Here is a 4,806-nt window from a genome sequence, read left to right as displayed (position 1 = left end):
GCTCCAGATCAGCTTGCGCGTTCAGCGATAGACGTCGGTCCACAATTCGGCCGCCGCAGGTTCGGGGTCGTGCTGCGCGAAGTCAGCCGCGGCATTGACGATCTCACGCACCTCGGCGTCGATCTGCTTCAAATCCTGCTCGGTCATTTTCGCGGCAAGCAGGCGATTGCGCACCTGCTCGATCGGATCCTGATCGTGGCGAACCTTGTCGACCTCTTCCCGGGTGCGGTATTTTGCCGGGTCCGACATCGAGTGGCCGCGGTAGCGGTAGGTCTGCATTTCCAGAATGAACGGCCCCTTGCCGGCACGGCACCATGCCACAGCCTTGTCGGCCGCGGCCTTCACGGCGCGCACGTCCATTCCATCGACCTGCTCGCCGGGGATGTTGAAGGAGATGCCGCGCTTGGAAAAATCGGTTTGCGCCGAGGAGCGCGTCACCGAGGTGCCCATGGCGTAGCGGTTGTTCTCGATGACATAGATCACCGGCAGCTTCCAAAGCTCCGCCATATTAAAACTCTCGTAGACTTGGCCCTGGTTCGACGCGCCGTCGCCGAAATAGGCCAGGCTGACATTGTCATTGCCGCGATAGCGGTTGGCGAAGGCAAGCCCGGTGCCGAGCGGTACTTGCGCCCCCACGATGCCGTGGCCGCCGTAAAAATGCTTCTCCTTGCTGAACATGTGCATGGAGCCGCCCTTGCCCTTGGAATAGCCGCCGTGGCGCCCGGTCAGTTCGGCCATCACGCCCCTGGCTTCCATGCCGCAGGCCAGCATGTGTCCGTGGTCGCGGTATCCTGTTATGACCTGATCGCCCTGCTTCAGGGCCATCTGCATGCCGACCACGATGGCTTCCTGGCCGATATAGAGATGGCAGAAGCCGCCGATCGCGCCCATGCCGTAAAGCTGGCCGGCTTTTTCCTCAAAGCGCCGGATCAGCAGCATGTCGCGCAGCGCCTTCAGTTCCTCGTCTCTGGTGAATTCAGGAATTGGCGGGCTCTTCGCGCCGTTGCCCTTGTCCTGCCCCTTATCCTGGCCTTTTTCGTTTGCGAGATTTTTTTTCTGAGCGGCCATGGGCACTTCCGTCTGACAGAGGGTGATCCCTCTCTACCCCAAGTCATTTCTCCTTAAAAGGATTGCGTGACGCCGGGACAAATTCGCTATACCGCAGTGCAGCGTGAGCAAAAATTTCCTGGATTGGGTGTGATGGGATTTGTATTTTGCCACCGACCGTCATCCTGAGGCGCTCGCCGTTCTCACGGCGAGCCTCGAAGGATAGCCACAGACGTGCATGTGGCCATCCTTCGAGGCGCGCAAGAGCGCGCACCTCAGGATGACGTTCGTGTGCGTGGCGGCAGATGCAGATAACTCAGTTCGCCGGCTTGGTGGTCCGGACCAGTTCGCGCGGGTCGGCATAATCGAGCTGATAGCGCACGCGCTCGTCGAGCATGTCGGGATCGACCCGGTCCGAGCGCAGCAGCGACACCCGCTGCTCGCCCTCGGCGCGCTCGCGTTTCAGCCGCGCCAGTTCGGAGGTCAGCGCGATGATCTCCTGATCGAGTTCCTGCCGCGCGTTCAAGCCGTATTTGCCGGTATAGGCGTTGACGCCGAAATAGCCGACCATCATCGCCGCGACCGCATACAGCGCGAGCCCGGTGAGCAGCGATTTGAGTCGGGTGCGCGAAACCATGCCGCGACGATGCGACGGTCCGGTTAAGCGAATCCTAACGCCGTCCCTCCCCGTCGCCTATTTGTTGTGCTTCTCAACCCAGGCCGCGTAGGCGTCGATGAATTGCTTCATCACCTTCTGCATCGGTTCCTTGGTGAGATTGCCCTCGCCGTCGAAGGCGTCGCCGACGCCGACCAGATAGATTTCCGGCTGCCCCATGATCGGACCGGTGATGCCGGGAAGCAGCTGCTTCAGGTTCATCGCCGCGTTGACCCCGCCGAGCACGCCCGGGGAATTGCTGACGATGCCGATCGGCTTGCCGAGAAACGAGCTTTTGCCGTAGGGCCGCGAGCCGACATCGATGGCGTTCTTCAGCACGCCGGGGATCGAACGATTGTATTCCGGCGTGACGAACAGCACGCCATTCGATTTCTGCAGCTTTTCGCGGAACGCCAACCAGTCGGCAGGCGGGTTGGCTTCGAGATCCTGGTTGAAGAACGAGATGCCGTGCAGCGTCACGACATCCAGCTTCAGCGACTCGGGCGCGAGTTTGGCCAGTGCGTTGGCGACCTTGAGGGTGTGGGCTTCCTTGCGAAGGCTGCCGACTATGACGACAACGTTGTATGGGGCGGCCATGGGAATTTCCTTTGAGGCGAGAGCGGCTACATTGACCTAGCCATGTCAGCCGAACGATGCAAGCGCATGAATTTGCCGTTCGCGGCTGATTCCTATTCCGCCGCCGTGGCGCGTCGGCCGGACAGCACTTCGTCATTATGCTCACCCAATTTCGGCGCGTCGGAGCGCGGATACGGGCGCACGCCATCGAACACGATGGGAAGGCCGACGACGTTAAGCTCCGTGCCTGGCAGATTGCGCAGCAGATCCGCCGCCTTGAGCTGTTCGGTCCGCGATAGTTCCGGGATGTCGTTGACCGGGCTGCAGGGTACGCCGACGTTCTCCAGTCCCGCCATCCATTCGGCGCGGCTGCGCGTCTTCAGCACCGGCTTCATCAGGTCGATCAGCGCGTGACGATTGGCCGCCCGGTCGCGGACCCTGAGGAAGCGCGGATCGCTGGCCCATTCCGGATGGCCGAGCATCGCGGCGCATTTCACGAACAGCCGGTCGTTGCCGGCGGCGATGCAGATCGGGCGATCCGAGGTTTCGAACACCTGATACGGCACCAATGTAAAACTGGCGCCGCCGAAACGTTGCGGCGGTTTTCCGGTATGATTGTAACCGTTGAGCGGCCCCTCCACCCAGGCCACCGCGCTGTCGAACAGCGCGGTATCGATCACGCAGCCTTTGCCGGTTTGATGCCGCGCCTGCAACCCGCCGAGCGCGCCGATCACGCACCATTGCGCGGTGGCGCGGTCGTTGATGGCGGGCGCGCAGAAGGTCGGCGGATCGTCGGGACGGCCGGTCAGCGACATCACCCCGCCATAGGCCTGCAACAGCGGATCGAACCCCGGCGCGTTGCGCAACGGCCCGTTCTTGCCGAACGCCCACACCGAGCAGTAGATCAGCCGTGGATTGATCGCGCACATCACGTCGGGCCCGATCCCGAGTTCGGTGACGACGCCGGAGCGCAAATTCTGGATCAGGATATCGGCGTCGGCTACCAGCGTCTTCAGCTTGGCGACGTCATCGTGATTCTTGATGTCGAGCGTGACCGACTTCTTGTTGCGGTTCATGGAATGAAACAGCATGGAGTCGCCGTCAATGAACGGCGGTCCCCACCCCCGCGCGTCGTCGCCGCCGTCGGGCTTCTCGATCTTGATCACCTCGGCGCCCATGTCGCCAAGGATCATGCCGGCCATCGGGCCTGCCACCGCCTGCCCGATCTCGATCACCCTGATGCCCGCGAGCGGCCCGGTCATTGTGTTTCTCCAAACGCTGCAGGCGCGAGTGTTCCCACGCCGGCGCGGGAATGCAAGCCTGATTACAGCAGCTTGTGCTAGCCGCCCTTGTTCGGATTGATCAGATATTTTTCGCCGGTCGCGCGCTTGCCGTAAGCGGCAATATTTTGCAGCTGCAGCGCTTCTTGCAGCGACACCACCTTGGTGTAGTGGCTGGCAAACGTGGTCTTGAGTTCGTCGACCACGCGCTGGCGCAGCCTTGCGCCGTCGGCCGGTCCGATCTTTTGCAGGAACGGAAACAGCAGCCAGCCGCCGATGCCCCAGGCCATGCCAAAGTTGCGGACCAGTTCGGTCGGCCGCATATCGAGCCCGCCGTAGATGTAGACCTGCTTGTGCACGCTCGAGCCGTAGCGGCTATAGACTTTTGCGGTCTTGTTGGCGGCGGTTTCCATGCAACTGAGTATCTGGCCGGCCAGCCTGCCGCCGCCGATGGCGTCGAAAGCAAGCGTCGCGCCGGTCTCAATGAGCGCGTTGGTCAGGTCGTCCATAAAGGTTGGCTTCGAGGAATCGACAACGTGTTTTGCACCCAGCTTGCGCAGGATGTCCTCTTGCTCCGCATTGCGGACGATGTTGACGAGGCCAACGCCGTCCTTGAGGCAAATCTTGTTCAGCATCTGGCCAAGGTTCGATGCCGCCGCGGTATGCACCAGCGCCTTGTGGCCTTCGCGGCGCATGGTCTCGACCATGCCGAGCGAGGTCAGCGGATTGACAAAGCACGAGGCTCCCTCGGCCGGCGTGGTACCCGGGGGAAGCGGCAGGACATCTTTTGCCCTGAGACAGCGGTATTGCGCATACATGGCGCCGCCGATCATCGCCACGGTCTTGCCGAGCAGCGCCTGCGCCGCCTCTGACGACCCTGCCTTGACCACCACGCCGGCGCCTTCATTGCCGACCGGCATCGATTCATCGAGCCGCCCGGCCATGGCTTTCATCGCACCATCCGGCACCTTCGCGGTAACAACCGCTGCATCGCCAGTGCCCGATGTCTTGGCCGTAGACATGTCTGCGGCGCCGACAAGAAGCCCGAGGTCGGACGGATTGATCGGCGAAGCCTCGATCCGGACCAGAACTTCATCGACGCCTGGTTTTGGAATCGGCACGCTGGCCAGCGACAGTTCGAGTTCGCCGCTCTTCTTGATCAGCGAACGAAGTTCAAGCCCGGTCTTGTTGTCAGAAGCCATGTAATCCTCCCTGCGTGAATTTTTGAGTTTGTATGATTAATCGAAC

At 61.8% G+C, this 4,806-nt stretch carries 5 protein-coding genes; all 5 read right to left on the bottom strand.

Annotated features, from left to right (window positions below; genetic code table 11):
• Positions 1 to 21 precede the first annotated feature (21 nt).
• The 5 genes from pdhA to VGP39_RS04100 all read right to left on the bottom strand — a co-directional run bounded on the left by pdhA (position 22) and on the right by VGP39_RS04100 (position 4,760).
• Positions 22 to 1,068: a pyruvate dehydrogenase (acetyl-transferring) E1 component subunit alpha gene (gene pdhA / locus VGP39_RS04120; RefSeq protein WP_327566830.1), complete on the bottom strand. Its 1,047-nt coding sequence runs from the start codon at positions 1,066 to 1,068 to the stop codon at positions 22 to 24.
• A gap of 295 nt (positions 1,069 to 1,363) precedes the next feature.
• Entirely contained in the window at positions 1,364 to 1,684 is a 321-nt protein-coding gene (locus VGP39_RS04115; protein ID WP_327566829.1) for a septum formation initiator family protein, read from the bottom strand.
• Positions 1,685 to 1,741: 57 nt separating this feature from the next.
• Complete coding sequence (locus VGP39_RS04110; RefSeq protein ID WP_327566828.1) at positions 1,742 to 2,299, bottom strand: NADPH-dependent FMN reductase; 558 nt, start codon at positions 2,297 to 2,299, stop codon at positions 1,742 to 1,744.
• A 92-nt stretch (positions 2,300 to 2,391) separates the two neighbouring features.
• On the bottom strand, positions 2,392 to 3,540 hold the full coding sequence (locus VGP39_RS04105; RefSeq protein ID WP_327566827.1) for a CoA transferase: 1,149 nt from the start codon (positions 3,538 to 3,540) through the stop codon (positions 2,392 to 2,394).
• A 77-nt stretch (positions 3,541 to 3,617) separates the two neighbouring features.
• Positions 3,618 to 4,760, bottom strand: coding sequence for a zinc-binding dehydrogenase (locus VGP39_RS04100; protein WP_327566826.1), 1,143 nt, complete (start codon positions 4,758 to 4,760; stop codon positions 3,618 to 3,620).
• Positions 4,761 to 4,806 lie beyond the last annotated feature (46 nt).

This window comes from Bradyrhizobium sp., assembly GCF_036009065.1.
Taxonomy (GTDB): domain Bacteria; phylum Pseudomonadota; class Alphaproteobacteria; order Rhizobiales; family Xanthobacteraceae; genus Bradyrhizobium.
This window is presented reverse-complemented; position numbering and strand designations above follow the sequence as displayed.